Here is a 23,301-nt window from a genome sequence, read left to right on the forward strand (position 1 = left end):
AAGCCGCTCTCGGACGACGTCCGTGACTCGCCGGCGCTCGACGTGGCTCGCCGGCTCCGTGCGGCCGGCGCATGGGTGACCGTCTACGACCCGCAGGCCTCGGTGCCGGCGCGGTCCGTGGCGCCCGAGCTGCGGTACGCCGCCAACGCGGTTGCCGCCTGCCGCAAGGCCGACGTCGTGCTCCACCTGACCGACTGGGCCGAGTTCCGTGAGCTCGACCCGGCCGCGTTGCGTCGGGCGGCCCGGGGGAGCGTGCTCATCGACGCGCGCAACTCCCTCGACCCGCAGCCGTGGCTGGCCGCCGGGTGGGACGTGCGGACCCTCGGCACGCTGGTGGCTCAGGGCGCGTCCGTCGGTCGGCCGCAGGCGAAGGAACTTGCCGACCTGGCGTGAGTTTGGCCGCGACCCTGCGGTGGCATGCTGGCGAACGCACCCACTCACCGCAGGGAAGAGGATCAACGCATGTCGGCACGCCCCCGAACGATCGAGCAGGTCGAGCTGACCAAGGCCACCGGGATCCTCGACGAGATCTCCGGCGCCTTCTCGAAGAAGATCGTGGGCCAGGAGCAGCTGCGCACCTCCCTGCTGGTGGCGCTGATGGCCGAGGGGCACATCCTCCTCGAGAGCGTCCCCGGCCTGGCCAAGACGCTGGCCGCCTCGACCCTGGCCAAGGCCGTGCGCGCCGACTTCGCGCGGATCCAGTGCACCCCCGACCTGCTGCCCTCCGACATCATCGGCACCCAGGTCTATGACCCACGCAACCACGAGTTCGAGACCCAGCTCGGGCCGGTGCACGCCAACTTCGTGCTGCTCGACGAGATCAACCGGGCCAGCGCCAAGACACAGTCTGCGATGCTCGAGGCCATGCAGGAGCGGCAGACCTCGATCGCCGGAGTGATCCACCCACTGCCCACACCGTTCATGGTGCTGGCCACCCAGAACCCGATCGAGGAGGAGGGCACCTACGTCCTCCCGCAGGCCCAGATGGACCGCTTCCTGCTCAAGGAGGTCGTGGAGTACCCCAACGACACCGAGGAGCTCGAGGTCCTCGACCGCTACGACACGGGCGCCCTGGGCACCGGCAGCACCGTCGCCTCCGTGGTCACCCCCGAGCAGGTCGGCTATCTCCAGCGTCTCGTCGAGCGGGTGTACGTCGACCCGGTGATCAAGCGCTACATCGTTGCCCTGGTGCATGCCACCCGTGCGACCGAACGAGTGCTGGGGCCGGAGCAGGGCCGCTACGTGGAGATCGGTGCCAGCCCCCGCGGCACGATCGCGTTCTACCAGGTGGCTCGAGCACTGGCGGTGATCAACGGCCGCAACCACGTGATCCCCGAGGACGTGCGCCACCTGCGCCACGCGATCCTGCGTCACCGCATCCACCTCAACTTCGAGGCACTGGCCGAGCGGGTCAAGCCGGAGATGGTCATCGACGCCGTGTTCGCCGCCGTCCCGTCGCCCTGATCGGTCGCGCAATGACAGCCCACCTGACCCGGGTCAAGGCCCGCATGTCGATCCACGCGCACAGAAAGGTGCGTGGCCTTCTCGAGGGCGAGTACGCCTCGATGCACACCGGCCGCAGCATGGACTTCACCGACCTGCGCGAATACGTGCGCGGCGACGACGTGAAGGACATCGACTGGAAGGCCTCGGCGCGCAGTCGCGCGCTGCTGGTCAAGCGCTATGCCGCGGCCCGCAAGCACACCATCCTCCTGGTCGCCTCGACCGGGCGCAGCATGGCCGCGATGAACGACCTCGACGTGCCCAAGCGCGACCTCGCGGTGATGGTCTCGGGCGTGATCGGCTATCTCGCGGTGCGTCACGGCGACCGGGTCGCCCTGGCGTACGGCGACGCGACACAGACCCACCAGATGCCGCCGGCGAGCGGTGAGCTCAACCTGGAGCGCCGCCTCTCCGCCATCCATGACAACACGGCACCGACCTCGCCCGCCTCCGACCTGACCGGCTTGCTGCAGTACGTCGCCCGCACCGTGCGCCGCCGCACGATCATGGTGGTCATCTCCGACGAGTACACGATCGACACCGGCCTCGCTGCGGTGTTGCGTCGCCTCGCCGTGCAGCACGAGGTGCTCTTCGTCTCGATCGGCGACCTCGACCCGACCTCGATCCCGTCGACCGGCAACGTGGTCGACATCGACTCGGGGAACGTGGTGCCCGAGTGGGCACGCTACGACGAGACCTTGCGCCGCGAGTACGCCGCTCTGTTGACCGGGCAGGCCACGAGCATGCGCCGTGAGCTCGACTCGCTGGGCATCGTGCACGAGACCGTGCACGACGACGGAAGTGCGATCCGCGCCGTGCTGCGTCTTCTCGAGAGGCACCGCCATGCCGGACGCCGATGAGTTCTCGGGCCCGGTCGACTACTCGTCGCTGTGGCTCTGGTTGGCGATCGGAGCGGTCGTCCTGGTCGCGCTGTTCTACCTCGTCGTGCTGGTCTGGTCGCACGGTGGTCAACCCAAGGCACCGCGCCCCGGCAACGTGCCCACCGCCCGCACCCGGGCGATGGGCGAGATCGACCGCATCGGGCACCAGGTGCACGGCGGGCAGCTGCCCGAACGCACGGGCTACCAGCAGCTGAGCACCGTGATCCGTGACTTCGTGGCGGAGGTCTCCGGTCTGCCCACGCGCAGCATGGCGCTGGCCGACCTCCGGGCAGCCGGCGTTCCCCACCTGGCCGAGACCATCGCGCTGATCTACCCGCCGGAGTTCGCCCCGGACGGCGGCGCCATCGAGCCGTTCGGCGCGACGCTCGACCGCGCTCGCTGGTTGGTGGGCTCATGGAGCTGAAGTGGACCTGGTTGGTCATCGCCCTCGCGGTGATCGTCGTGGTGTGGCTGGTGGTGTGGTTCTTCCCGACCCCGTTCCGTCGCTCACCGCGCAACGCGGTGCTGGTCGCGCATGCCCAACGACTGCGGGGGATCCCGCGGTTCCGGGTGCTCGCCCGTCGCCGTGAGCTCGAGATGCTGGCGCGCGTGTTCGCGGTGCTGTTCCTGATCGGGGGCAGCATCCTGCTCGCCGGTCGCCTCACCTCGGTGAAGACCCACCAGGAGGAGGTCCGCAACCGCGACATCATGCTCTGCCTCGACGTCTCCGGGTCGATGGTGGACTACGACGAGGAGCTGGCCCGCGAGTTCAGCAAGATCGTCGAGGGTCTCAACGGTGAGCGCATCGGGTTGACGATCTGGAGCGGGGTCGCGGTGACCGTCTTCCCGTTGACCGACGACTACGACTTCGTCGTCGAGCAGCTGGACCTCGCCGCCGAGAAGTTCGCCAGCTATGACTACAACTACTCGGCCGGCACCTACATCGGTGACGACAAGGGGTCCCTGATCAGCGATGGCCTGGTCTCCTGTGTCGACCGGTTCGACCGTCCCGACCAGGAGCGGGGACGCGCCGTGGTGCTCGCCTCCGACAACGACCCGCAGGGCAAGCCGGTTTTCACGCTGCCCGAGTCCTCCGACTACGCCGCCGAGAACGACGTCGTCGTCTACGGCCTGGGCACCCGCGAGATGTCCTACCGTGAGAGCGCCGTCCAGGAGTTCGAGGCCGCGGCGGAGAACACCGGCGGCACGTTCCAGCTGATGGGCAGCGACGGCTCGACCGGCTCGATCGTCGAGGGCATCAACGACCTCGAGACCGCACGCAGCAAGGAGCCCCCGCGGGTCACCGTGATCGACCGGCCCGCCCTGGGCGCGGGCCTGACCTCGGCGGGCGTGCTTCTGGTCGTCATCGCAGGCGTCAGGAGGCGAGCATGAACGCGTTCGAGGTCGTCTTCCGGCCGTTGGCGCCGGGCTGGTTGATCGGCGTCGGAGCCGCCCTGATGGTGATCGTGTGCCTCGCGTTCGTCGTACGACGGCCGTTGGAGCGTGGCGCGTGGACGATCCGCATCCTGATGGTGCTGGCCCTGGTCGGCATCCTGGTCCGCCCCGGCTACGGTGCCGTCCCGGCGGAGGCCAAGACCTCCGATCTCGAGATCCTCGTCGTCATCGACCGCACCACCAGCATGTCTGCCCTGGACTGGGACGGCGACCAGCCGCGGATGGACGGCGTACGCGATGACCTGCACGAGCTGATCGACGCCTTCCCCGGGGCCCGGTTCTCCCTGATCACCTTCGGTGGCTTCGTGCGCACCGAGCTGCCCTACTCCAGTGACACCGAGGCGTTCCTGTCGGCGGTGGACGTGCTGAAGGTCGAGGGAGCCCTGGACGGTGCCGGGTCGATGATCGACGAGCCGCTCGACGAGATGACCGAGTCGCTCGAGCTTGCCGACGAGCGTCACCCGCAGCGCAAACGGCTGGTGGTCTTCGCCAGTGACGGGGAGAACACCAGGGAGGGCAGCGAGCAGCACACGTTCGCCGGGCTCGACGACCACGTCGACGGCGGCCTGGTGCTCGGTTACGGCACCGAGTCGGGCGGCAAGATGCCGATCGACGAGGACGACCCCACCTCCTTCATCTACGACGACTCGACCCACGAGGACGCGCTGTCGAAGATCGACGAGGAGAACCTCACCGACGTCGCCTCCGACCTGGGCGGGGACTATCGCCACCGGCAGGAGCCCGGTGGGCTCGGGGACTGGGCGGACGACATCGAGCAGTCCTTCGCCGACGAGGACGACTCGATCACGACCAAGCACGAGGTCTACTGGATGTTCGCCCTGGGGCTCTTCGTGCTGGCGCTGCTCGAGCTGGCCATCGCCTGGCGCGGGTTCCACGCGTCACGACGGGAGTTGAAGCAGCTGTGAGCACGAATCCCGCCCGCCGCACCTGGCGCAACCGACTGCTCCTGATCGGGCTGCTGCCACTGGTCCTCGCGGTGCTCTTCGCCGGCAAGGTCGGCCTGATGCTCTCGGCGCAGGCCGCCGGCGACGACGCCTTCGGCAAGGACGACTTCGCGAAGGCCGCACGCGAGTTCGCCGGCAACGGGTCCCTGAACGTCATGGAGCCCTGGATCGCGTCGTTCAACGAGGGCGCGGCCAGGCACCAGGACGAGGACTACCAGGGCGCCCTGTCGTCGTACGACGCGGCGTTGGAGGACGTGCCCGACGACGAGGAGTGCACGGTTCGGATCAACATGGCGCTGGCCCACGAAGCGCTCGGTGACGCCGCCCTGGAGGCGGGCGGATCGGGGGAGGCCTCGGCTGACGGGACCGCCGACGGGGTCGCGTTCAGCTCCGGTGCCGCTCCGGACGAAGGCTCCGACTCGGGCTCCGACGAGGGCGCTGAGGACGAGCCCGCCGAGGACCCGATCAAGCAGTGGCAGGCCGGGCGCGACGTGCTCGCCGCCGGTGACTGCCCGACCGACTCCGGCCGGGGCGACGACCAGACCAAGGACGCCGCGGCGGTCGACGAGCGGTTGCGCCAGAAGATCGAGCAGCAGAAGCAGAAGCAGGAACAGGACCCTCAGGAGAAGAAGAAGCAGGAGAAGCAGGAACAGCAGAAGAAGGAAAAGCAGAAGCAGCAGAAGCAGAAGCTCGACAAGCGCAACGAGAAGGGCCGCGCCCAGCGGCAGAAGACCCGGGACCTCGAGGACTACCAGTACGGCGACTCCGAGCCCGGCTACGAATGGTGACTCCTCACCCGCGCACCAGCTCCACGGCCTCCTCGATCGTGTCGACGAGATGCACGTGCGGCTCCATCGGCCGGCCTGCGGCCAGTGCCCGCAGGAGCGGCCAGGCAGGAACCGTGCGGGTCCAGTGCTCGACCCCGACCAACACCATCGGTGCCACGGAGGACTCGTCGGCGTAGTAGTTCTCGCAGGCATCCTGGAAGATCTCCTGCACCGTGCCGCCAGCGCCGGGAAGGAACACGATGCCGGCATCGCAGACCTCGAGCAGGATCGCCTCACGGGTGGCGTTGCGGAAGTACTTCGCGATCGCGCTGGCGAAGGCGTTGGGTGGTTCATGGCCGTAGTGCCAGGTCGGGATGCCGAGGGACGACGTACCTTCCGGGAAGTCGGCGAGCACCTCGAACGCCGCCTTCGCCCACACCCCCACGTCCGGTCGGAACGACGGGGCCTCGGCGAGTTTCGTCAACGCTGACTGGAGATCGTCGGTTGCGTGGGCGGACATCCAGGCGCCCAGGTTGGCTGCCTCCATCGCTCCGGGGCCGCCACCGGTGGCCACGGTGAGTGCGTCGCCGGAGGCCAGCAGCCGGCCCAGCTGCGCGGCATCGGCGTACGCCGGCTCGCCCCGCTGCAGCGCATGGCCACCCATCACACCGACGAGATGTCGACCGGTCCGCCAGCCGCCGAGAGCGTTGTCGACGGCGTGGTCGTGCAGGGCCTGGGCGAGGGTCGCGTCGAGGTCGGGTGGCTGCTTCGACCAGGCGTAGACCCGGGCGTCCAGGCAGGCGTCGTACGGCGTGGTGTCGAACAGCTCGGCCGGGGTGTAGAGCACACCTCGGTAGGTGTCGACCGGCACGTCGGGCACCACCGGGAAGACGATGCCGCCGCGGGCGCGCACGTCGTCCTCGTCGCCGACGGCGAACGTGCAGCCCAGGAACAGCGCTCCCGCGACCCGCAGCCGGTGCAGCTGCTCGCCCCGGCCGGACAGGTCGACCGACTGGAGATGCCAGCCGGTCATCGACGTGGTTCCCTGACTGATCCGCCGGTCGAACTCCGCCAAGGTCTCGACCTCGACCACGCGTCCCCGTCGCTTGTGCATGAAGCGAGGCTAGTTGGTCGCCCGATGCCCGGCACTCCGCCTGACCCTCCGCCTGACCCTCCGCCTGATCCTCTGCCTGACCCTCTGCCCGACGTTCTGCCCGGTCGCAGTGCCCGGCCTCAGACACCCCGGTTGAATGAATGGTTGTTCAAACGGGCCGTTGAACAACCATTCATTCAACCGGAATCCAAGGTCACCGCGCCTGCCGTGCCTCACCATGCGGGAGCCCATCAGCGGGTGTCCATGAGTCGAGATGCAACACCGACTCGAGCGGGGAGCGGTGCCGCCAGCCGAAGCGTTCGAGATCCGGCACGTCCGGAAGGTCGGCCACCGCGCCGACGCACAACCAGGCGATCGGCCGGATCTGTCCGGGGAAGCCGACCAGGTCGGAGAGGAACTCCTCGCGGTAGAAGCTCACCCATCCCACCCCCAGCCCCTCAGCGGTCGCGGCCAGCCACAGGTTCTGGATGGCCAGGCACACCGAGTAGAGCCCGGCGTCGGCGATGGCGTGCCTCCCCAGCACGTGCTGGCCGCCGCGGGTGGGGTCGTAGCCGACCACGATCCCCAACCCTGACTCGCGAATCCCCTCGATCTTGATGCGGCTGAATGTCTCGGACCGTTCGCCCTCCAGAGAGGTAGCGAAGACCTCACGCTCGGTCGCGACGTGCTCGTGGAACGCGTCCAGCTTCTCGGGGTCGCGCACCAGCACGAAGTCCCAGGGCTGGCTCATCCCGACACTCGGCGCGGTGTGGGCAGCACTGAGCACCCGGGTCAGCACGTCCTGTGCCACCGGCTGGCCGGTGAACTCGGCCCGAGTGTCGCGGCGGCGGTTGATCACGTCATAGAGGTCCACGGCGCGAACCGTACCGGGTCAGAACGCCTGGGCGAGCAACTCCCCGAACAGCTCGTGCTCGTCGACGGCGAGGCCCTTCCTGCGGAACCAGGTGCACACGTTGGTGCAGTCGCGCATCAGGAAGTCCGTGCCCTGGACGTTGCCGGCCAGGTCCACGGCCTGCGGCAGGTCGATGATCACCAGCCGCTCGCCCGCGGCGAGGATGTTGTACGGCGAGAGGTCGCCATGGGCGACACCGTCGCGGGCCAGCGCCCCCATCGCCGATCGCAGCTGCTCGAACCAGTGCTCCAGCAGATCGGCGGCCGGCCGGGTCTGGGCCAACCGCGGCGCAGGCTCCCCGTCGACCGAGATGAACTCCATCAGGATCTCGGTGCCGTCGATCTGCACCGGGTAGGGGACCGGCACCCCGGCCTCCCAGAACCGTTTCAACGCGGTCCACTCCGAGTTCGCCCACTGCCCAGACGCGACCTCGCGCCCGAACGACGACTTGGCCTTGACCGCCCGGGCGTCGCGAGACCGCTTGGTCGACCAGCCCTCGGTGTAGGCGCCGCTGCGGTGGAACGAGGTGTGCTCGCGGGACTTGTAGCGTTTCGCGGCCATCACCACGGACTCGCCGCCGGGCACACCGCGCTCGACCAGGAAGACCTCGGCCTCCTTGCCGGTCTTGAGGATGCCGAGCTCGGTGTCGACGGCGGCCTGGGAGGTCACCACCCAGTCGGGACGGGGCTCCGGGCCGCGGCAGAGTGGCTCGACCGAGAGCCATGTCGACCAGCGCTGGCCCTCGTCGTCGGGTTCGTCGAGGGCCTCGAAGTCGAAGACGAAGGATTCGTCGATGCCGTCGAGACGGTCGACGTCGGTGGTGCGGTGCTGCGTTGCGGGGTCGGCGTCAGAGTCGGCGCCCGCGAAGTCGTGCATCATCAGAGGTGCTCCAGGAGTGAGAGGGTCGGTCTGTGGGCAGACCGAGGACAGTTGTGGACATGTCACGGCTCCTCTCAACGGGCACGACCTGACGCCGTACGCTTCGCCCAGAACGTTCCCGCACCGCGGCACCCGCGTGCAACCGATTTAGTCGCAAGGAGTACGACGTGGAGCTGGCGTGGTTCCGGAGGCCCGGCGACGGTGACGAGGGCACGACCAACCTCACCTACAACGCGGTCGACCTGCCCGTCATCAAGGGGCGCTCCACCGACACGGCCGTCACCGGGGCCCACGAGTTCAGCTACGCGGGTCTCCTCGAGCAGGTCGGTGCCCTCGCGGGCGCCATGCGCGGTCTGGGTGTGCTGCCCGGCCACCACGTCGGCGTGCAGCTGGCCGATCCCGCTCGTGAGCTGCTCGTACTCCTGGCTGCTGCCCGAGTCGGCGCGACCTGCGTCGTGCTCACCGGCGGGCGGCTCGAGGAGTTCGCGCCCCACCTCGTCGTGACCGACACCGAGCTCGACTTCACCGGCCACGTGCCGCAGGCCGTGATCGTCAACGGCCTCGAGCCCGCCGACGAGGCCCGCGACCTGGCCTGGGACATCGCCATCAAGGCCGGCCGCACCGACCCGGCGGGATGCGAGCCGGTCTCGCCGCGCGCCACGGCGTACGTCGTCGACGGGCTGGTGGCCGTGGGTGACGCACTGGCCGACCCGAGCCGCTTCGGCACCGCCCTGAGCGCCCTCGTCTCCGGAACCGTCCTCACGCTGGGAGATCCCGCATGACCGTGACCCGTTGGCTGGCCGCAGCCGTCTCCGTCGTCTGTCTCGCGGGAGGCATCTCGGCCGCGACGGCGACGACCGACCGGCCGACCGCCGGCGCTGCCGGCATCGGCGACACCTACTTTCCGCAGCACGGCAACGGCGGCTACGACGTCGCCCGCTACGACATCCGCAACCGGGTGGCGACCGCACAGGGACGCGTCACCGGCGTCACCGCGTTCCGGGCGACCGCAACCCAGGCGCTGAGCAGGCTCAACGTCGACCTGGTGCTGCCGGTCGACTCGGTCACCGTCGACGGGCGGCGCGCCCGGTTCCACCGGCCCAACCGGCACGAGGTTCAGATCACCCCGCCGCGGTCGATCGCGAAGGGCAGCTCGTTCGTCGTCCGGGTGGCCTATCACGGCCGCCCCGCCAGCATCGGGTGGGGCGGAGAGAAGCCGTGGGTGGCCAACCGCAACGAGATCGTCGCGATGGGGGAGCCGCAGATCGCCGCCTGGTGGTTCGCCGGCAACGACCACCCGCGTGACAAGGCCGCCTTCGACATCCGCATCACCGTCGCCAAGGGGCAGCGCGCGATCGCCAACGGCACCCTCGAGAGCGTCACCAAGCGTCGTACGACGACCGTGTGGCACTGGCGCGCCGTCGAGCCGATGGCGCCCTACCTCGCGTTCTTCGCGGCCGGTCGCTTCGCCATCGAGCGGGGACGGTCGGCGACGGGCCTGCCCTGGCTCAACGCGGTCTCGCGGGACCTGCCCCCCGGCGAGCAGCGGCAGTCGCTCGCCCTGCTCCGGCAGACCCCGAAGGTGGTGGCCTGGCTGGAGTCGTGGCTGGGTCCCTACCCGTTCTCGATCACCGGTGGTCTGGTCACCGGCGTCGACGTCGGCTTCGCGCTGGAGAACCAGACCCGGCCGACCTACCCCTACGCAGGCGGCACAGGCTCGACCTGGTTGGTGGTCCACGAGATCGCCCACCAGTGGTTCGGTGACAAGGTCAGCGTGCGGAACTGGCGCGACATCTGGCTCAACGAAGGGCCGGCCACCTACTTCGAGATGCTCTGGTCGAAGAACTGGGGTGAGGCGACCCCGCAGGCCTGGCTGCTCAGCGCCTGGAACGCCAACGCGGCCGGGTCCGACTTCTGGAAGGTGCGCATCGGCAACCCGGGCGTGGCCCGGTTGTTCGACGGAGCGGTCTACGAGCGCGGCGCGATGACCCTGCAGGCGTTGCGGCACCGCATCGGGGACGACGACTTCAAGGCCGTGCTGCAGGCGTGGATCAGCGATCGTGAGCACGGATCGACGGCCGACTTCATCGCGCTCGCCGAGTCGACCAGCGGTGAGAGCCTCGACTCGTTCTTCGACGCGTGGCTGTTCACCGCCGCCCGGCCGGCGAAGACCGCCGCGAACGGGCTCGCCTGAGCCAGGTCCGACCCTGGGCCGAACCACCTGAAACACTGGGCGGGTGACCTCACCTCGCGACATCGTCGTCCTCGGATCCACCGGATCCATCGGCACCCAGGCCCTCGACCTGGTGCGCGCCAACCCCGACCGGTTCCGGGTCGTCGCGCTGACCGCCGGGGGCTCCAACGAGGAGCTCTTCGACGCACAGGTGCGTGAGTTCGCGCCGGCGTACTCCGGGCTCGGGGAGGACGCGTCGGTGGAGGCGGCCGGCCTCGAGGCAGACGTCGTGCTCAACGGGATCACCGGCGCCGTCGGCCTGCGCCCGACACTGGCCGCGCTCGAGGCCGGCACCACCCTCGCGCTGGCCAACAAGGAGTCGCTGATCATCGGCGGCCCCCTGGTCACCACTCGAGCCAAGCCCGGCCAGATCGTGCCGGTCGACAGCGAGCACTCGGCGGTCGCTCAGTGCCTGCGCGGCGGAGCCCCCGACGAGGTACGCCGACTCGTGCTCACCGCCAGCGGTGGACCGTTTCGCGGCCGCACCCGCGAGGAGCTGGCCGGCGTGACCCGCGAGGAGGCACTGAACCACCCGACCTGGTCGATGGGCCCGGTGATCACCGTCAACTCCGCCACCCTGGTCAACAAGGGACTCGAGGTGATCGAGGCGCACCTGCTCTTCGGCATCGACTTCGACCACATCGAGGTGGTCGTGCACCCGACCTCGGTGGTGCACTCGATGGTCGAGTTCCACGACGGGTCGACGCTGGTGCAGGCCAGCCCGCCCACCATGATGATCCCGATCGCGCTCGGCCTGAACTGGCCCGACCGGGTGCCCGACGCGGCTCCACCGGTCGACTGGACCAGGCCGGAGACCTGGGAGTTCCTCCCGCTCGACCATGAGGCGTTCCCTGCCGTCGGCCTGGCCAGTGAGGCCGGACGTCGCGGCGGCACGGCACCCGCGGTCTACAACGCGGCCAACGAGGTGTGCGTCGAGGCGTTCCTGGCCGGGGATCTCCCGTTCGTGGCGATCGTCGACACGGTGGCCTCCGTGCTCGCGTCCTACGAGCAGCCGGAGCTCGCCGAGCTCACCGTCGACGACGTGCTGGCAGCAGACCGGTGGGCGCGCGAGCAGGCCCGGGCCTCACTGGTCTGACCGTGGTCGACCGGTTCCTCACGGGCTCTCGACTGCCGGTGTGATGGTCACGGTGGCCGGGCGCGCCACCACCGTGGCGTTGGTCGCCGACACGATCTCCACAGTGAACGTCTCGTCGGGCTCGACGAGCAGGTCGGCAAGGATCTGGACGTCGAACCTGACGCGCGCTCGACCTGCTGGGATCACCACGCGTGCCGCGCGGGGCGAGAAGTCGGTCGCCCGGGCGGTGCCCGGCCGCGTCCTCACCGACACCACGATCCTGCGCCCGCTGGGCCGCCCGAGCTCGACGGCCACGCCCGCGGTCGTCGTACCTGCGGTGGGTTCGACGACCTTCAGATTGCGCACCCGGACCCCTGGAGGTGCGTCGTCGTCCACGATCACGACGCGTCGTGACGTGGTGCCGATCGTGGATCCCCGTGGTGAGGACAACCGCACGACGAAGCTCTCGTTGCGTTCGTCGAGGGTGTCCTGCCGGGTCCGGACCAGCACCGTGCGAGTCGTCGTACCGACCGGGAAGACCACCCTGGTGCGTCGCGCGACTAGGTCCGCCGCGCCAGCCCCCGACGTGGCGGTGCTCAGCTCGAGGCTGACCCTGCGCGAGGTGGGCTGGTCGAGCCTGACCCGCACCCGGGCGACCGCGCCCTCGGGCACGCGCGTCCCGGTCATCGTGACGCGGGGGACGGGCGGAGCCGGGCGTCCGTCCGCACCCAGCACGGCGAAGCAGTAGCCGAGTCGGCGGGCCCGGTGGATGATCTGCGGAACTGCGGCCACCGACGCGGGGGAGTTGCGCACCCCGTCGTGCTGCAGCACCACGTTGCTGCGGTGCGGTCGCAGCTGCGCGATCACCGAGTTCGCGATCGCCTGCGTCGAACGGCCTTCCCAGTCCTCCGGGTCGACGTCCCACAGCACCGGCAGGAACCCCGCGCGTGCGATCGCGGCGTACACCCGGGTGTTGACGCCGCCGTACGGCGGACGCATGAGGTGGCCGGGGGTGGCACCCGCCCAGCGCAGCGCACGGTCGGTGGAGAGCAGGGCGTCCCTGATCTGGGCGTCGGACTGACTGGTCATCAGCGTGTGGTGCCAGGTGTGGTTGGCGATCACGTGCCCGGCGCGGCTGACCGCGCGGGCCGTGCCGGGAGCGGAGGCGACCCGTTCGCCGACCATGAAGAAGGTCGCCCGCACCCGGTTCTCCCGCAGGATCCGCAGCAGGCCGGGGGTCACCGACGAGGACGGTCCGTCATCGAAGGTCAGCGCCACCAGCCCGGCACTGCACCGGGTCGGCGTGGCCAGCTGGGAGGCGGCGTTCGGCGTGGAGACGGCGTACGACGAACCCGGTCCGATGACCATCGCCATCAACACCGCGAGACCCCACCAGCGCGCTCCCCGCATGGTGCGAGGATGCGCCCGGGCGGCCCGCGCGCGCAGAGGAATGCCGAAAGTCGTCGCCGGCTGGGCGCAGGAAGTACCGTGGTGAGGTACGCCCCGGGTGACTCGAAGGGACCTTCCATCGCATGACCGTGCTCTACTACACGCTCGGCGTGGTGATCTTCGTGGTCGCCATCCTGGTCTCGATCGCGCTCCACGAGCTCGGCCACATGGTGTGGGCGAAGAAGTTCGGCGGCAAGGTCACCCAGTATTTCGTCGGGTTCGGCAACACGATCTGGTCGAAGAAGGTCGGCGAGACCGAGTACGGCATCAAGGCGATCCCGCTCGGCGGCTTCGTGAAGATCGTCGGCATGCTCCCGCCCGAGAAGGACGCGGTGCGCGAGACGATCGTCGACGAGGACGGCAACGAGGTCGAGCGACTGCGTCAGTCCAACACCGGCATGTTCACCCAGCTGATCAGCGACGCCCGCGCCGCCGAGTGGGAGCTGGTCAAGGCCGAGGACTCCGACCGCCTCTTCTACAAGATGTCATGGTGGAAGAAGGTCATCGTGATGGCCGCCGGCCCCGCGGTGAACATCGCGATCGCGTTCGTGATCTTCGGTGGCGTCTTCGCGACGTACGGCAACCTCGGCGACATGCGGACCACGCCCGAGGTGACCGCGGTCCAACCCTGCGTCGTGCCCTACAAGGACTCCGGCCGGGAGTGCACGCCCGAGGACCCGGAGTCACCGGCCGCGGACGCGGGTCTCCTGAAGGGCGACCGCATCCTCAGCTTCAACGGCACCGAGATCGGCGACGACTGGTCGAAGCTGTCCACGCTGATCCGCGACAACGGCGACAACCGGGCCGTCATCGTGGTGCAGCGCGGCGACGAGCAGAAGACGCTGACCACGAACACGGTCGTGGACCCCCGGCCGACCTCGCAGACCGACGACACGTTGACGGCCGTCGGCTTCCTCGGCTTCGTGCCCAACGCCGCGCCGACCACCGGCGGACTGGTCTACACCGTCGACACCATGGGCACCATGACCGTCGACACCGTCGAGGCGCTGGCCCACCTGCCCAGCAAGGTGTGGGGAGTCGGCAAGGCGATCGTCGGGGTGGAGAAGCGCGATCCCGAGGGCCCGATGAGCCTGGTCGGCGGCGGTCGGATCGCCGGTGAGACCGCGGCGCACGAGGCGTTCCCGGTCAAGGAGAAGCTGGTGATGCTGCTGATGCTCATCGCCGGGTTCAACTTCTTCATCGGCATGTTCAACTTCGTGCCCCTCCTGCCGTTGGACGGCGGCCACATTGCCGGTGCCCTCTACGAGGGGGTGCGGCGCGGGTTCGCCAAGGTGTTCCGCAGACCCGACCCCGGGTACGTCGACGTCGCCAAGCTGCTGCCGATCGCCTACGTGGTGGCCGGTGCCTTCCTGCTCATGAGCCTGGTGCTGATCGTCGGCGACGTCGTCGTCCCGATCCACCTCGCCTGACCTCCTCGGTCCGGACGTCCTGCGAAGTGGTGGCTCGACCCGACGTACGTAGACTGGCGCCATGACCGCGATCTCCCTTGGCATGCCCGAAGCCCCGCCGCCGGTGCTGGCGCCGCGACGCAAGACCCGCCAGATCCAGGTCGGCAAGGTCGGGGTCGGCAGCGACCACCCGGTCTCCGTGCAGTCGATGACCACCACGTTGACCTCCGACGTCAACAGCACCCTCCAGCAGATCGCCGAGCTGACCGCCGCCGGCTGCGACATCGTCCGCATCGCCTGCCCCAGCCAGGACGACGCCGACGCGCTGGCCGAGATCGCCCAGCACTCGCAGATCCCGGTGATCGCCGACATCCACTTCCAGCCGAAATACGTCTTCGCCGCGATCGAGGCCGGCTGTGCCGCCGTACGTGTCAACCCGGGCAACATCCGCCAGTTCGACGACCAGGTGAAGGAGATCGCGGCCGCCGCCAAGGACCACGGCACCTCGATCCGCATCGGCGTCAACGCGGGGTCCCTCGACAAGCGACTGCTCGAGAAGTACGGCAAGGCCACGCCCGAGGCGCTGATGGAGAGCGCCGTCTGGGAGGCCGGGCTGTTCGAGGAGCACGGTTTTCAGGACTTCAAGATCTCCGTCAAGCACAACGACCCGGTCGTGATGGTGCGTGCCTACGAACTGCTCGCCGAGCGGGGCGACTGGCCGTTGCACCTCGGCGTCACCGAGGCCGGTCCGGCATTCCAGGGCACGATCAAGTCCGCGACCGCGTTCGGGGCGCTGCTCAGCAAGGGCATCGGCGACACGATCAGGGTCAGCCTCTCGGCCCCGCCGGTCGAGGAGGTCAAGGTCGGCATCCAGATCCTGCAGTCGCTCAACCTGCGCCCGCGCAAGCTCGAGATCGTGTCGTGCCCGTCCTGCGGCCGCGCCCAGGTCGACGTCTACAAGCTCGCCGAGGAGGTCACCGCCGGCCTCGACGGGCTCGAGGTGCCGCTCCGCGTGGCCGTGATGGGCTGCGTCGTCAACGGCCCGGGTGAGGCCCGCGAGGCCGACCTCGGAGTGGCCTCCGGCAACGGCAAGGGCCAGATCTTCGTCAAGGGCGAGGTCATCAAGACCGTGCCGGAGTCGCAGATCGTGGAGACGCTCATCGAAGAGGCGATGCGACTCGCCGAGGACATGGAGCCGGTCGAGGGCGCCACCGCCGCGGTCTCGGTCAGCTGACCGCCATCACTGAAGGATTTCACGCAGCAGGTGCGTGAAATCGCCCATTGATCGGCGGTCCGGACGAAAGTTCGACGCGGACCGCACATGCCCTAGGCTCCGGGACGTGTCGATGAACTCCCACGTGCGCCCGCTGGGGCCTGACGACGTGCCGCAGTTCCTCGCGCTCGTCGCGGCGAGTCCGGTGGTCAACGTGTTCGCCGACTACCGCGCCCGCACCACCAAGCTCGAGCCGCGGTGGCTGGGTGGCGAGGTGGCCGGCAGGTTCGAGGGCGACACCCTGGTCTCCGCGGTGCACCTGGGTGCGAATCTGGTGCCGGTCGAGGTGCGACCCGAGGACTACGAGGAGCTCGGTCGCTACGCCCTGCGCGGGCGGGCCCGCGTCTCCACCATCGTGGGTCCCGCGGACGCCGTCGAAGGCCTGTGGCAGGCGATGGCCGCCGAGTGGGGGAGGCCCCGCGAAGTACGACCCCACCAGCCCCACCTCGAGATCGCCGGCCCACCGTCGGTCGAGCCTCACCCCGGCGTGCGTCGTACCGTCGCGGGCGACATCGATGCGGCCTACCCCGCCTGCGTCGCGATGTACACCGAGGAGGTCGGCATCTCCCCGGAGTGGGGCGGTGGCGGCAACCTCTACCGGGCCCGCGTGATGCAGCTGATCTCCAAGGGCTGGCAGTTCGCCCTGGTCGAGGACGGCCGCGTCGTGTTCAAGGCCGAGGTCGCCTGCGCCTCACCCTCAGCGGCCCAGATCCAGGGGGTGTACGTCGTCCCGGATCGCCGGGGTGAGGGGTTGGCCACCCGCTGCATGGCCGCCGTGACCGAGATGGTCCGTGCCGACATCGCGCCGGTCGCCTCGCTCTACGTCAACGACCACAACATCGGGGCGCGCAAGGCCTACGAACGGGCCGGTTTCGTGGAGACCACGAAGTTCACCACGATCATGTTCTGAACGTGGATGGGCGGGTGCCCACGACCCGCCTACGCTGGCGGCGTGAACATTCCCAAGGACGTCCTCGGCCTGGCCGGCATCTTCGCTGTCTCCGGCGTCATCCACCTGGTCAAGCCCGAGGTCTACGAGCCGATCGTGCCGAAGGTCGTGCCCGCCAAGCGCGAGGTCGTGCTCGGATCGGGAGTCGCCGAGCTCGCCTGCGCCGCAGGTCTCCTTCACCCGCGCACGCGCAGCCTGGCCGGCTGGGCCAGCGCCGGCCTGCTGCTGGCGGTCTACCCGGCGAACTTCACCATGGCCGCCGACGCCCAGAAGCGGAGCAGCACCGGCCTCAAGGTCGGCACGCTCGCGCGCCTCCCGCTGCAGATCCCGATGATCCGCAGCGCGCTCAAGGCCGCCCGCGGCTGACGTCGGACGGGTCGGACGGGTCGGAAGGCAGCGTCAGGGCTGCCAGACCACCTCGAAGTCCTCGAGGATCACCGGCAGGTCGTCGGTGACCTCAGGGTCTGCTCCGGTGAGTGCCGCGGTCTCGGTGAAGAACTCGCGGTGCACCTCGCGCCAGTGGTCCAGGCTCAGATCGCCCTCGCCCTCCCGGCGGGCATGCTCGGCCTCGACCTCACCGAACGGGACCTCGCGGACCCGGGTGGTCACGATCAGCACCCGGGGCCTCTCGGCGCCGTCGGTGATGATGGAGAGGCCGCCCACACTGGGGAGCTCCTCGTCGACGTAGTCACGCAGCGCCGAGGCGGTGGCCGTCTTGGTGCCGTCGAGCACCAGACCGAGCAGGCTGTCGGCCTGCTCCGGGTTCGCGCCGAAGGACCACGACGGCGGGCACAGGGACTCCTGGGCGTTGGGGCCCGTGTAGGCCCGGAGGCGATTGAGGTTGGCCCGCACCTTGGCGTTCTCCCAGAATGCCTGGATGGCGTCATCACTCATGCCCGGAGCGTACGGCCCTGGTCGGAGCAGCGCGGCGCCGGTCTGACCGACGGCGAAACCGGTGTGCAGCCGCCGGGGTGCCGCGGATAGCCTTGCCCGCATGATCCTTCGCATGTCCCACCTGTTCGTCCGCACGCTCCGCGACGACCCCAACGACGCCGAGGTGCCCAGCCACCGACTGCTCGTACGGGCCGGCTACATCCGTCGCGCCGCGCCGGGCATCTACAGCTGGCTGCCGCTGGGTCTGCGGGTCTTCCGCAAGGTCGAGAACATCATCCGCGACGAGATGGACGCGATGGGCGCCCAGGAGCTCCAGTTCCCCGCGCTGCTGCCCCGCGAGCCCTACGAGGCCACCGGTCGGTGGACCGAGTACGGCGACGGCATCTTCCGGCTCAAGGACCGCAAGGGTGCCGACTACCTGCTCGGTCCCACCCACGAGGAGATGTTCACCCTCACGGTCAAGGACCTCTACTCCTCCTACAAGGACCTGCCGGTCTGGCTCTACCAGATCCAGACCAAGTATCGCGACGAGGCGCGTCCCCGCGCCGGGTTGATGCGCGGCCGCGAGTTCACCATGAAGGACTCCTACTCCTTTGACACCAGCGACGAGGGCCTCGACGCGTCGTACGCCGCCCACCGTGCGGCGTACATCAAGACCTTCGACCGGTTCGGCTTCGACTACGTGATCGTCAAGGCCACCAGCGGCGCGATGGGTGGGTCGAAGAGCGAGGAGTTCCTGGCCCGCCTCGACGTCGGCGAGGACACGTTCGTGCAGTGCTCGACCTGTGACTACGCCGCCAACGTCGAAGCGGTGGCCGTGCCCGCGCCGGCCGCCGTGCCGTACGACGACGCGCCTCCCGCCCACGCCGAGCAGACACCGGCGACGCCCACCATCGACACCCTGGTCGCCCACCTCAACGAGAGGTTCCCCCGCCAGGACCGCCCCTGGGCGGCCGGCGACACGCTCAAGAACGTCCTGGTGATGCTCAAGCACCCCGACGGCACCCGTGAGCCCCTCGCCATCGGCGTCCCCGGCGACCGCGAGGTCGACCAGAAGCGCCTCGAGGGCCAGCTCGAGCCGATCGAGGTCGAGCCCATGGACGAGACCGAGTTCCGCAAGCACCCGGCGCTCGTGAAGGGCTACATCGGCCCCGGCATGCTGGGGGAGGAGTCCGACAGCAAGATCCGCTACGTGGTCGACCCGCGGATCTCCGAGGGCACCCGTTGGGTGACCGGCGCCGACACCGACGGCCAGCACGTCATCGACCTCGTGGCCGGCCGCGACTTCACCCCCGACGGCACGATCGAGGCGGCCGAGGTCCGTGACGGCGACGCCTGCCCGCAGTGCGCCACCGAGGGGCGCGGCGGCGTCCTCGAGACCGCGCGCGGCATCGAGATGGGCCACATCTTCCAGCTCGGTCGCAAGTACGCCGAGGCGCTCGACCTCAAGGTGCTCGACGAGAACGGCAAGCTGGTCACCGTCACCATGGGCTCCTACGGCATCGGCGTCTCGCGTGCGGTGCCGGTCATTGCCGAGGGCAACCACGACGAGGCCGGGCTGATCTGGCCGCGCGAGGTCGCACCGGCCGACGTGCACCTGGTCGCCACCGGCAAGGACCCCGACATCTACGCCGCGGCCGAGCGCATTGCGGCTGACCTGTCCAAGGCCGGCGTCGACGTGATCTTCGACGACCGCCCCACCAAGGTCAGCCCGGGCGTGAAGTTCAAGGACGCCGAGCTGATCGGCGTCCCGACCATCGTGGTGGTCGGTCGCGGGTTGGCCGACGACGGCACCATCGAGGTCAAGGACCGGCGCTCGGGCGAGCGCGAGAACATCCCGCTCGGCGAGATCGTCAAGCACCTGACCGACCTGGTCAAGGGCTGACCGCTCTCACTCCCGTCCCGGGACGGTGTCGTCGACCCCGTCCCGGGTGCGGGACTCGGTGAGGTCCAGGGCATCCATGCTCGCGGCGCCCCGACCGCGCACACCGGTCGCGGGGTGATCGGGGCGAGACTTTGATCTGTCGATAGCGTGCGCACATGCAGAGTGGACACCTCGACGCCGTCATCTTCGACTGGGGCGGCACGCTGACCCAGTGGCACGACATCGACTTCCACGCCGAGTCGTTGGCCCTGGCCCAGGCGGTCATCACCACACCGAGCCCCGACGACGACCACCACGCGTACGCCGAGCGCCTGCACGCGGCCGGCGACGTGATCTGGGGTCGCTCGCGAGACCACCAGCAGAGCTCGACCGTGGCCGACCTGTTCACCGAGGCCGGTCTCGATCACGACCCCGAGCTCCTGGCCGCCTATCGCGAGTTCTGGGAGCCGCACACCGGCACTGACGCGCAGGTGGCTCCGCTGTTCGAGGGGCTGCGTGCCCTCGGACTCAAGGTCGGTGTGCTGTCCAACACGATCTGGCCGCGCGCCTGGCACGAGCAGTTCTTCCGCCGCGACGGTGTCGACCACCTCGTCGACGGCGACGTCTACACCAGCGAGATCCCGTGGACGAAGCCGTCACCGCAGGCGTTCGCGGCGGCGATGGACGCGGTCGGCACCGACGACCCGTCGCGGTGCGTCTATGTCGGCGACCGCCTCTTCGACGACGTCTGGGGCGCCCAGAACGCCGGGCTCCGGGCGATCCACATCCCGCACAGTGCGATCCCTGCCAACCAGGTGGGTCACACCGAAGGCACGCCGGACGCGGTGGTTCAGGAGCTGGGCGAGATCCTGGATGTCGTGACCCGGTGGCACGCCGGCTGACCCCCTCTCCTGCGGCTCGGTCCGCTCCCTTCCGGACTGCACAGATCGGCGAATCACTTCTGCATGTTCTTGCAAAGCAAGAACATGCAGTCGCCAACCTCTGGGCACCACCGGATATGTGGGGAAGGATCATCCACAGGTGGTGTTCATACTCGGATGAACCAGCCGGCGTCGGGGCAGATCTCGGGGCTTCCCCGACGCCGGGCCACCTTCTCGGGCCGCTCCTGGCCCCCTCGGGCCGGGTGTGACCGGCTCGAGTGCGTCCGGTCAGCCGGGTCCGTGCGTCAGGTGTCGATGCCGGGCAGGTCCGTCGGCTCTCCGTCGACGTCGAGCTGTCGCACCGCCGCCTCGATCAGCGCGGTGACGCCCCAGGCGCGCACGTCGTCGACGGTGCGCGCGACCAGGTCGGCGTACGTCGCGGCACAGCGTTGCTCGACCTGGAGAGCGATCGCGCTGAGCTGGGCCGGGGTGCGTGCCGGGTTCGGCAGCTCGTAGGCGACGTCGGCCACCACCGGCTCCGCGTCGGCGTCCAGGATCCAGCGCACCAGCTGGTCGCGCCGACCGCGGTGGGCGGCATAGGCGGCGGTGAAGACCCCGTAGAGCCGGGGTTGGGAGGTCTGGGAGGTCTGCCCGCCCAGTACTCCGTAGAGCCAGACGGCCGCGTGCTCGGCGGCCAGCGTGGTCTGCAGTGACTCGACCGGGCTCATGCGCCGTCGCCCTTCGGGTTCGTCGGAAGCACGGCGATCTGTTGGGCGACGCCGGCAGCCATCGCGGCCAGGGTGCGGGCCAGGGTTCCGCTGGACACCTCGCCGGCCAGCTGGGTCAGCGTGCGTTGCAGGGACTGCTCCTCGCGGCGTACGGCGACCAGCGCGGCTCCGGTGCGGGCGGGCACCTGCGTGCGCGGGGTGGGCTCGTCGGGATCGCTGTGGTCCTCGAGGAGCTCCAGGTGGGCGCCGTGCAGAGCCGTCAGTGCTGCCAGCGGCGTGGACAACCTGCCGTGGGTGTTCGAGGTGGTGGAGACGAAGACCTCCACCCGGCGGATCGCGTCGCGTGCCGCGGTCACCTGGTCGTCGTCCGACGGCTTCGCAGATGCGCTGCCGGTGGGCTTGGCCTCGCGCTCGGAGCCGGAGTCGTCCGCCGGTCCCCAGCGGCAGCTCGCCAGCAGGAGCAGCGGAGCGGCAGCGAGCGTCGTACGTCGCGAGACGGAGCGTGAGGACAGTGGCACGCGGCAGACTCTAACCGGAGGTCTTGATCCCACGAGATTGCCAGTATGGTTGTGCCCACAACAGCACAAGGAGGTCGCACCCGTGAGCAGCGCCAAGTCTGACGCAACCAGGGATCGCATCGAAGCGGAACTCATCGACCCCCTGTCGACCCTCGGCCTCGACGTCGAAGCGGTCGAGATCACTCCCGCGGGCAAGCGGCGCGTCCTTCGCGTCGCCGTGGACAAGGACGGCGGGGTCACCCTCGATGACGTCGCCGAGGCAACCAAGGAGATCGAGCGAGTTCTCGACGCCTCCGACGTGATGGGGGAGCACCCCTACACCCTCGAGGTCACCTCCCGCGGGGTCGACCGGCCGCTGACCCTTCCCCGCCACTGGCGGCGCAACGAGGATCGCCTGGTCAAGGTCTCCCTCGTCGAGGGCGGCGAGGTCGAAGGCCGCATCACCGCGTCCACCGAGCATGCAGCAACCCTCGACATCGCCGGGTCCGAGCGCGAGGTGGCCTACGCCGACATCGCCAAGGCCAAGGTCCAGATCGAGTTCAACCGAAAGAACAAGGACGCCTGATGGACATCGACCTGAACATCCTCCGCATGCTCGAGCAGGAGAAGGAGATCAAGTTCTCCGTGCTCGTGGAGGCCATCGAGCAAGCCCTGCTCACGGCGTACCACAAGAGCCCCGGGGCCCAGGAGCGCGCACGCGTGGTGCTGGACCAGAAGAACGGCCATGTCTCCGTGCTCGCCGCCGAGCTCGACGAGGAGGGCAACCTCGTCGCCGAGTACGACGACACCCCGGCCGGATTCGGACGCATCGCCGCCACGACCGCGAAGCAGATCATGCTCCAGCGCCTGCGTGACGCCGAGGACGAGATCCGCTTCGGCGAGTTCTCCGGCAAGGAGGGCGACATCATCTCCGGCGTCATTCAGCAGGGACGCAACCCCGACGACGTGATGGTCGACCTCGGCAAGCTCGAGGCGATCCTGCCGCTGGGCGAGCGGGTCCCGGGGGAGAAGTACGAACACGGCGAGCGGATCAAGTGCATGGTCGTCTCGGTGCGCAAGGGCATGCGTGGCCCGCAGATCACGCTGTCGCGCACCCACCCCAACCTGGTGCGCAAGCTGTTCGCGCTCGAGGTGCCCGAGATCGCCGACGGCACCGTCGAGATCGCTGCGATCGCCCGTGAGGCCGGGCACCGCACGAAGATTGCGGTGCACTCACGCGTGCCCGGCGTGAACGCCAAGGGCGCCTGCATCGGCCCGATGGGTCAGCGGGTGCGCAACATCATGTCCGAGCTGCACGGCGAGAAGATCGACATCGTCTCGTGGTCGGAGGACCCTGCCGACCTGGTCGCACACGCGCTGTCGCCGGCCCAGGTCAGCTCGGTGAAGATCGTCTCCCTCGAGGAGCGTTCGGCCCAGGTGATCGTGCCCGACTTCCAGCTGTCGCTGGCGATCGGCAAGGAGGGGCAGAACGCCCGCCTGGCCGCGCGCCTGACCGGCTGGCGCATCGACATCCGCTCGGATGAGGCGCCGGTCGCACCCTGAGTTCGAGTCCCAGGAGGTTCTCCGGCACCA

General features: G+C 69.5%; 25 protein-coding genes. 18 read left to right on the top strand and 7 right to left on the bottom strand.

Going from position 1 to position 23,301, the window contains the following annotated elements; genetic code table 11:
* From NJ4_RS20480 to NJ4_RS25765, 7 genes are all read left to right on the top strand, one after another.
* A partial coding sequence (locus NJ4_RS20480) for a UDP binding domain-containing protein (RefSeq protein WP_245644647.1) occupies positions 1-393 on the top strand: 393 nt, incomplete at its 5' end.
* Positions 394-462: 69 nt separating this feature from the next.
* A complete protein-coding gene (locus tag NJ4_RS20485; protein WP_067439676.1) occupies positions 463-1,464 on the top strand; it encodes an AAA family ATPase in 1,002 nt (333 codons plus the stop codon).
* A gap of 11 nt (positions 1,465-1,475) precedes the next feature.
* Positions 1,476-2,363 (top strand): DUF58 domain-containing protein, encoded by an 888-nt coding sequence (locus tag NJ4_RS20490; RefSeq protein ID WP_067439678.1) that lies wholly within the window; start codon positions 1,476-1,478, stop codon positions 2,361-2,363.
* Entirely contained in the window at positions 2,347-2,808 is a 462-nt protein-coding gene (locus NJ4_RS20495) for a hypothetical protein (RefSeq protein WP_067439681.1), read from the top strand. The genes NJ4_RS20490 and NJ4_RS20495 overlap by 17 nt, the downstream gene beginning before the upstream one ends.
* A complete protein-coding gene (locus NJ4_RS20500) occupies positions 2,799-3,776 on the top strand; it encodes a VWA domain-containing protein (RefSeq protein ID WP_067439684.1) in 978 nt (325 codons plus the stop codon). The genes NJ4_RS20495 and NJ4_RS20500 overlap by 10 nt, the downstream gene beginning before the upstream one ends.
* Positions 3,773-4,765, top strand: coding sequence for a vWA domain-containing protein (locus NJ4_RS20505; protein WP_067439686.1), 993 nt, complete (start codon positions 3,773-3,775; stop codon positions 4,763-4,765). Before NJ4_RS20500 ends, NJ4_RS20505 begins: the two co-directional genes overlap by 4 nt.
* Positions 4,762-5,592: a hypothetical protein gene (locus NJ4_RS25765; protein WP_067439689.1), complete on the top strand. Its 831-nt coding sequence runs from the start codon at positions 4,762-4,764 to the stop codon at positions 5,590-5,592. The genes NJ4_RS20505 and NJ4_RS25765 overlap by 4 nt, the downstream gene beginning before the upstream one ends.
* Positions 5,593-5,596: 4 nt before the next feature.
* On the opposite strand, the gene NJ4_RS20515 is transcribed toward NJ4_RS25765, so the two are convergent.
* From NJ4_RS20515 to NJ4_RS20525, 3 genes are all read right to left on the bottom strand, one after another.
* Positions 5,597-6,685: an LOG family protein gene (locus NJ4_RS20515; protein ID WP_067439692.1), complete on the bottom strand. Its 1,089-nt coding sequence runs from the start codon at positions 6,683-6,685 to the stop codon at positions 5,597-5,599.
* 193 nt (positions 6,686-6,878) lie between these two features.
* Positions 6,879-7,538, bottom strand: coding sequence for a 5,6-dimethylbenzimidazole synthase (gene bluB, locus NJ4_RS20520; protein ID WP_067439694.1), 660 nt, complete (start codon positions 7,536-7,538; stop codon positions 6,879-6,881).
* Positions 7,539-7,556: 18 nt separating this feature from the next.
* Complete coding sequence (locus NJ4_RS20525; RefSeq protein ID WP_245644648.1) at positions 7,557-8,456, bottom strand: serine protein kinase RIO; 900 nt, start codon at positions 8,454-8,456, stop codon at positions 7,557-7,559.
* A 167-nt stretch (positions 8,457-8,623) separates the two neighbouring features.
* Between NJ4_RS20525 and NJ4_RS20530 the strand changes: the two genes are divergently transcribed.
* Genes NJ4_RS20530 through dxr form a run of 3 tightly spaced genes read left to right on the top strand, consistent with a single transcriptional unit; the run spans position 8,624 to position 11,785 of the window.
* Positions 8,624-9,238, top strand: coding sequence for an AMP-binding protein (locus tag NJ4_RS20530; RefSeq protein ID WP_067439699.1), 615 nt, complete (start codon positions 8,624-8,626; stop codon positions 9,236-9,238).
* Positions 9,235-10,650, top strand: a complete 1,416-nt coding sequence (locus NJ4_RS20535; RefSeq protein ID WP_067439702.1) for a M1 family metallopeptidase — start codon at positions 9,235-9,237, stop codon at positions 10,648-10,650. The genes NJ4_RS20530 and NJ4_RS20535 overlap by 4 nt, the downstream gene beginning before the upstream one ends.
* Positions 10,651-10,693: 43 nt before the next feature.
* A complete protein-coding gene (gene dxr, locus NJ4_RS20540; RefSeq protein WP_067439705.1) occupies positions 10,694-11,785 on the top strand; it encodes a 1-deoxy-D-xylulose-5-phosphate reductoisomerase in 1,092 nt (363 codons plus the stop codon).
* Positions 11,786-11,803: 18 nt separating this feature from the next.
* Here dxr and NJ4_RS20545 read toward each other — a convergent pair whose 3' ends face one another.
* Complete coding sequence (locus tag NJ4_RS20545; protein WP_082748958.1) at positions 11,804-13,174, bottom strand: polysaccharide deacetylase family protein; 1,371 nt, start codon at positions 13,172-13,174, stop codon at positions 11,804-11,806.
* A gap of 122 nt (positions 13,175-13,296) precedes the next feature.
* Between NJ4_RS20545 and NJ4_RS20550 the strand changes: the two genes are divergently transcribed.
* The 4 genes from NJ4_RS20550 to NJ4_RS20565 all read left to right on the top strand — a co-directional run bounded on the left by NJ4_RS20550 (position 13,297) and on the right by NJ4_RS20565 (position 17,210).
* Positions 13,297-14,643 carry a M50 family metallopeptidase gene (locus NJ4_RS20550; protein ID WP_067439713.1) on the top strand — a complete coding sequence of 449 codons (1,347 nt, stop codon included), beginning with the start codon at positions 13,297-13,299 and terminating at the stop codon, positions 14,641-14,643.
* 61 nt (positions 14,644-14,704) lie between these two features.
* Positions 14,705-15,856: a flavodoxin-dependent (E)-4-hydroxy-3-methylbut-2-enyl-diphosphate synthase gene (ispG, locus tag NJ4_RS20555; RefSeq protein WP_067439716.1), complete on the top strand. Its 1,152-nt coding sequence runs from the start codon at positions 14,705-14,707 to the stop codon at positions 15,854-15,856.
* Between the two features lie 112 nt (positions 15,857-15,968).
* Positions 15,969-16,805: a GNAT family N-acetyltransferase gene (locus tag NJ4_RS20560; RefSeq protein ID WP_067439748.1), complete on the top strand. Its 837-nt coding sequence runs from the start codon at positions 15,969-15,971 to the stop codon at positions 16,803-16,805.
* A gap of 42 nt (positions 16,806-16,847) precedes the next feature.
* Positions 16,848-17,210: a DoxX family protein gene (locus NJ4_RS20565; RefSeq protein ID WP_245644649.1), complete on the top strand. Its 363-nt coding sequence runs from the start codon at positions 16,848-16,850 to the stop codon at positions 17,208-17,210.
* Between the two features lie 33 nt (positions 17,211-17,243).
* On the opposite strand, the gene NJ4_RS20570 is transcribed toward NJ4_RS20565, so the two are convergent.
* Entirely contained in the window at positions 17,244-17,738 is a 495-nt protein-coding gene (locus NJ4_RS20570; RefSeq protein ID WP_067439722.1) for an ASCH domain-containing protein, read from the bottom strand.
* Positions 17,739-17,838: 100 nt separating this feature from the next.
* Between NJ4_RS20570 and NJ4_RS20575 the strand changes: the two genes are divergently transcribed.
* Both NJ4_RS20575 and NJ4_RS20580 read left to right on the top strand, forming a co-directional pair.
* A complete protein-coding gene (locus NJ4_RS20575) occupies positions 17,839-19,623 on the top strand; it encodes a proline--tRNA ligase (protein WP_067439725.1) in 1,785 nt (594 codons plus the stop codon).
* Positions 19,624-19,778: 155 nt separating this feature from the next.
* Positions 19,779-20,504, top strand: coding sequence for an HAD family hydrolase (locus tag NJ4_RS20580; RefSeq protein WP_067439728.1), 726 nt, complete (start codon positions 19,779-19,781; stop codon positions 20,502-20,504).
* Between the two features lie 284 nt (positions 20,505-20,788).
* Here NJ4_RS20580 and NJ4_RS20585 read toward each other — a convergent pair whose 3' ends face one another.
* Entirely contained in the window at positions 20,789-21,211 is a 423-nt protein-coding gene (locus NJ4_RS20585) for a ferritin-like domain-containing protein (RefSeq protein ID WP_067439731.1), read from the bottom strand.
* Positions 21,208-21,729 carry a hypothetical protein gene (locus tag NJ4_RS20590; protein WP_067439734.1) on the bottom strand — a complete coding sequence of 174 codons (522 nt, stop codon included), beginning with the start codon at positions 21,727-21,729 and terminating at the stop codon, positions 21,208-21,210. Before NJ4_RS20590 ends, NJ4_RS20585 begins: the two co-directional genes overlap by 4 nt.
* An 82-nt stretch (positions 21,730-21,811) precedes the next feature.
* Here NJ4_RS20590 and rimP point away from each other — a divergent pair, with 82 nt between their 5' ends.
* Entirely contained in the window at positions 21,812-22,294 is a 483-nt protein-coding gene (rimP, locus tag NJ4_RS20595) for a ribosome maturation factor RimP (RefSeq protein WP_067439737.1), read from the top strand.
* A complete protein-coding gene (nusA, locus tag NJ4_RS20600) occupies positions 22,294-23,271 on the top strand; it encodes a transcription termination factor NusA (RefSeq protein WP_067439740.1) in 978 nt (325 codons plus the stop codon). The genes rimP and nusA overlap by 1 nt, the downstream gene beginning before the upstream one ends.
* Positions 23,272-23,301 lie beyond the last annotated feature (30 nt).

This window comes from Nocardioides jensenii JCM 1364 = NBRC 14755 (assembly GCF_001552535.1).
Lineage (GTDB): Bacteria > Actinomycetota > Actinomycetes > Propionibacteriales > Nocardioidaceae > Nocardioides > Nocardioides jensenii.

Coding starts and splice junctions, on each gene's coding strand:
- NJ4_RS20485 (WP_067439676.1), top strand. CDS start 463: ATGTCGGCACGCCCCCGAACGATCGAGCAGGTCGAGCTGACCAAGGCC.
- NJ4_RS20490 (WP_067439678.1), top strand. CDS start 1,476: ATGACAGCCCACCTGACCCGGGTCAAGGCCCGCATGTCGATCCACGCG.
- NJ4_RS20495 (WP_067439681.1), top strand. CDS start 2,347: ATGCCGGACGCCGATGAGTTCTCGGGCCCGGTCGACTACTCGTCGCTG.
- NJ4_RS20500 (WP_067439684.1), top strand. CDS start 2,799: ATGGAGCTGAAGTGGACCTGGTTGGTCATCGCCCTCGCGGTGATCGTC.
- NJ4_RS20505 (WP_067439686.1), top strand. CDS start 3,773: ATGAACGCGTTCGAGGTCGTCTTCCGGCCGTTGGCGCCGGGCTGGTTG.
- NJ4_RS20515 (WP_067439692.1), bottom strand. CDS start 6,685: ATGCACAAGCGACGGGGACGCGTGGTCGAGGTCGAGACCTTGGCGGAG.
- NJ4_RS20525 (WP_245644648.1), bottom strand. CDS start 8,456: ATGATGCACGACTTCGCGGGCGCCGACTCTGACGCCGACCCCGCAACG.
- NJ4_RS20535 (WP_067439702.1), top strand. CDS start 9,235: ATGACCGTGACCCGTTGGCTGGCCGCAGCCGTCTCCGTCGTCTGTCTC.
- NJ4_RS20545 (WP_082748958.1), bottom strand. CDS start 13,174: ATGCGGGGAGCGCGCTGGTGGGGTCTCGCGGTGTTGATGGCGATGGTC.
- NJ4_RS20550 (WP_067439713.1), top strand. CDS start 13,297: ATGACCGTGCTCTACTACACGCTCGGCGTGGTGATCTTCGTGGTCGCC.
- ispG (WP_067439716.1), top strand. CDS start 14,705: ATGACCGCGATCTCCCTTGGCATGCCCGAAGCCCCGCCGCCGGTGCTG.
- NJ4_RS20560 (WP_067439748.1), top strand. CDS start 15,969: ATGAACTCCCACGTGCGCCCGCTGGGGCCTGACGACGTGCCGCAGTTC.
- NJ4_RS20570 (WP_067439722.1), bottom strand. CDS start 17,738: ATGAGTGATGACGCCATCCAGGCATTCTGGGAGAACGCCAAGGTGCGG.
- NJ4_RS20575 (WP_067439725.1), top strand. CDS start 17,839: ATGATCCTTCGCATGTCCCACCTGTTCGTCCGCACGCTCCGCGACGAC.
- NJ4_RS20580 (WP_067439728.1), top strand. CDS start 19,779: ATGCAGAGTGGACACCTCGACGCCGTCATCTTCGACTGGGGCGGCACG.
- NJ4_RS20585 (WP_067439731.1), bottom strand. CDS start 21,211: ATGAGCCCGGTCGAGTCACTGCAGACCACGCTGGCCGCCGAGCACGCG.
- nusA (WP_067439740.1), top strand. CDS start 22,294: ATGGACATCGACCTGAACATCCTCCGCATGCTCGAGCAGGAGAAGGAG.